Here is a 3,313-nt window from a genome sequence, read left to right on the forward strand (position 1 = left end):
GGACCGCTGATGGACGAGGCCAAGGCCGAGGTCCTCGCCTTCACCGCATTCCCCAAGACCCACTGGCGCAAGGTGTGTGGTCGACCAACCCGCTATCTGTTAACCGGCTCTTGGGCGACACGGTGCAGCTCGCGGCTTGAGGTCCCCGAGCCGGATGGGTCGAAGGTCGATCCTGAGGTGAGGGAAGGAGCCCATGATGGCGGCCGCGGTGCAGGTGAGGGAGGGTCAGCATCGGCTGGTGGGCGACTGGGATGGCATCGGTCTGGGCAATGAGTTCTTGGCCCATTTGCGTGCGCGAGCGTTCTCGCCGGCGACGGTTCGGGCCTATGCCTTCGACGTCGCCAACCTCGCCCGGTTCCTGACCGAGCAGCAGATCGCGCTGTCGGCGGTGGAGCCGGTAGACGTCTTCGGCTGGGTGGACTGGCAGGGCGCGCGGACCCCGGCGACGAGCCAGCGGGTGGTGCGGCTCAAGCCTCGCAGCGCGGCACCGGCCACGATCAACCGGCGAGTCGCCGCGGTCCGCGCGTTCTTCGAGTTCCTGGTGATGAGCGGGATCCGTGACTCGAACCCGGTGCCGGCGCCACGTCGCGGGCAGGGGCTGCGGCCGACGTCTCGCGGCATGCTCGGACATCTGGGGCCAGGACGCGCCCGCGGCGGCGGACGCCTGGTCCGCGAGCAGCGCCGACTGCCTGAGTCGCTGGACCTGGCTGACGTGCAGGCGTTCCTGTCCGGGCTGCGCACGTATCGAGACCGCGCGATGGTGCTGGCGATGCTGCTGGGCGGGCTGCGCTCGGCCGAGGTCCGCGGGCTGCTGCTGCGCGACGTCGACCAGGGCCGCCGGCGACTGCGGGTGGTCGGCAAGGGCGGACGGGAACGAGTGGTTCCGGTCGACGGCGCGTTCTTCGCCGAGCTCGGCGCCTACCTGCGCCACGAACGCCCACCCGGGCTGGTGACACCGGAGTGCTTCGTGGTGCTGCGCGGCCCGACCAGCGGAGCGCCGGTCAGCGAGGCCGGGCTGCGGGCCCTGTTCCGCAGGCACCGGGAAGTCTCGGGAGCAACCAGGGTCCGGCCCCATCGGCTGCGACACACCTACGGCACCGAGCTTGCTGTCGGCGGGATCGACGTGCTCGCGCTGCGGGAGCTGATGGGACACGCCAGCCCGGAGACCACCAGCCGGTATGTGCACCTGTCGGTCGAGCATTTGGCGGCCGAGTACGCCGCCGCTCGCGCCACCCTGGCTGGCGCACGATGAGCGCCGCCGTCGCCCGGGTGGCCACCGGCACCGACCATGACTGGTTCGCCGCCTACGTTGGTCACTGCCAGCGGCTCGGCTGCAGCGACCGGGCGCTGCGTGACCGGCTTCGTTGCGCCCGAGCCTTCCTTGCCGTGCATCCTGACCTGCACGGGTGGATGAGCCAGCCGGTCGCCGAACGTATGGTGGAGCTCAAGCGCAGCCGAGCCTGGCCGCTGGTCGTCTTCCTGATCGGCACCGGACGCCTCCGGCTGGATCTGGAGCTGGCCGGTGCCAAGAACCTCACCGGCCTCGCCCGCGTCGTGGAAGCCCAGCATGCCAACGACTTCGCCGCGGCGCGGGCCGCGGGACTACGGCTGGGATGGACGCCAGGCTGGGTCGACACCGTGCTCGGTGAGTGTCTCGCGGTTCTGCTGGCCTGGCACGGCGGCCCGGTCGCCGACCTCAGCACCGACGTGGTCGCCCAGTTCGACGAGCAGCTGGGCGTCACGATGACGCTGTCGCGCTCATCGCTGCGTGCCTACCGCGCCAGGCTAGCCAGCCTGCGGCAGCTGCTGTTCGAGATCGACGTGCTCGATCAGCCGCCGCGTCGTCGCCCCTGGTCGCGGACCCTGGAACAGCGCTTCACCGAGGTCGCCATGGCCGAGCCGATCCGGGCCGTGTTGCTGCGCTACGTACACACCCGGGCCAGCGTCCTGCGGCCACGATCGGTGGAGTCGCTGGTGGGCGACCTGCTCCCGTTCGCGGAGTTCCTCACCACCCGCCACCCCGAGGTCACCAGCTTAGCGAGACTGCAACGCAGCCACGTCGAGGAGTTCCTGTCCTGGAACCGGACCCGCCCCTGGCGCGGACGCAAGTCCCGACCACAGCCAGTGTCAGTGGCCGTCGCGCAGTCGGGCGTGCTCAGCCTGCGCAACCTGCTCGAGGACATCGCCGCCTGGGGGTGGGCCGAGGCACCCAGCCGGCGGCTGGTGTTCGCGGCCGATATCCCCAAACTGGACCGTGCCCTGCCACGCGCCTTGACCCCAGACGTCGACGCGCGACTGATGGCCGCCGTCATCGCGTTGCCCGACCCGTTCGCCCGAGCCGGTCTGCAGGTGCTGCGCGGCACCGGGCTACGCGTCGGTGAGCTCCTCGACCTCGAGCTGGGCGCCGTCGTGGACTACGGACCCGCCGGGACCTGGCTGCGCGTGCCGCTGGGCAAGCTCGCCACCGAACGCACCGTGCCACTGGACGAACCCACCCTGGCAGCCCTCGACCAGTGGGCCCACCGGCGAGGCAGTCATCGTCCGATCCCGCATCCGCGCACACACAAGCCCACCGACTTCATGTTCACCGAACACGGCCGCCGGTTGGGAGCTACCCGGCTGCGCAACGGGCTCCTCGCCGCCGTGACAACAGCCGGCCTGCACGACCCCACCGGCCGGCCGTTGACAGTCACGCCGCACCAACTGCGTCACACCTACGCCACCACGCTGGCCAACGCCGGCATGTCCCTCCAGGCGTTGATGGCCCTGCTCGGACACGTCACCCCGGAAATGACCATCCGCTACGCCACCCTCGCATCGCCAACGCTGCGGGGCGCCTACGACGAGGCGATGGGCAAGATGCGCCGCCAGCTCACCCTCACCCCGGTCGGGCGACCGATCGTGCCCGACAAGGTCTCTTGGCTGGCCAGCGAGATGCTCAAGACGCGGGTCGCGCACGGTTACTGCTCCCGCCACGAGTCCCAAGGGCCCTGTCCCTACGCCAACATCTGCGAGACCTGCGACAACTACACCCCAGCCGCCGAGTTCGAACCGGCCCTCACCGACCAGCTGACCGACGTCCAAGCCCTGCAGGCCGACGCCGCCGACCGCGGCTGGACCGGCGAGGAAGAACGACACCGCCACGTCGCCCAAGCACTCCAGAACCACCTGCACACCCTGCGGCCAAGATGAACTCGTCTATGCAGATCCTTGACCCGGCCCCCAGGGCCGGATAATCGAGCGGGTCAACAAGGAGATCAAGCGTCGCAGCCGTGTCGTGGGAATCTTCCCGAACGCCGCCGCGGTCATCCGG

2 protein-coding genes and 2 pseudogenes are annotated in these 3,313 nt (G+C 70.3%); all 4 read left to right on the forward strand.

What is annotated here, in order from left to right; all coding sequences use genetic code 11:
- A pseudogene (locus FCN22_RS22010) lies at window positions 1-95 on the forward strand (transposase); the annotation flags it as partial.
- 98 nt (window positions 96-193) lie between these two features.
- Entirely contained in the window at window positions 194-1,252 is a 1,059-nt protein-coding gene (locus FCN22_RS21290; RefSeq protein WP_202911736.1) for a tyrosine-type recombinase/integrase, read from the forward strand.
- Window positions 1,249-3,192: a site-specific integrase gene (locus tag FCN22_RS21295; RefSeq protein ID WP_137123567.1), complete on the forward strand. Its 1,944-nt coding sequence runs from the start codon at window positions 1,249-1,251 to the stop codon at window positions 3,190-3,192. The genes FCN22_RS21290 and FCN22_RS21295 overlap by 4 nt, the downstream gene beginning before the upstream one ends.
- A gap of 43 nt (window positions 3,193-3,235) precedes the next feature.
- Window positions 3,236-3,313: pseudogene (locus tag FCN22_RS21300) on the forward strand (transposase); the annotation flags it as partial.

The organism is Segeticoccus rhizosphaerae, assembly GCF_005222685.1.
GTDB lineage: Bacteria > Actinomycetota > Actinomycetes > Actinomycetales > Dermatophilaceae > Segeticoccus > Segeticoccus rhizosphaerae.

What these genes read in the sequence shown, in the direction of transcription:
- FCN22_RS21290 (WP_202911736.1), top strand. Translation starts at nt 194, where the DNA reads ATGATGGCGGCCGCGGTGCAGGTGAGGGAGGGTCAGCATCGGCTGGTG.
- FCN22_RS21295 (WP_137123567.1), top strand. Translation starts at nt 1,249, where the DNA reads ATGAGCGCCGCCGTCGCCCGGGTGGCCACCGGCACCGACCATGACTGG.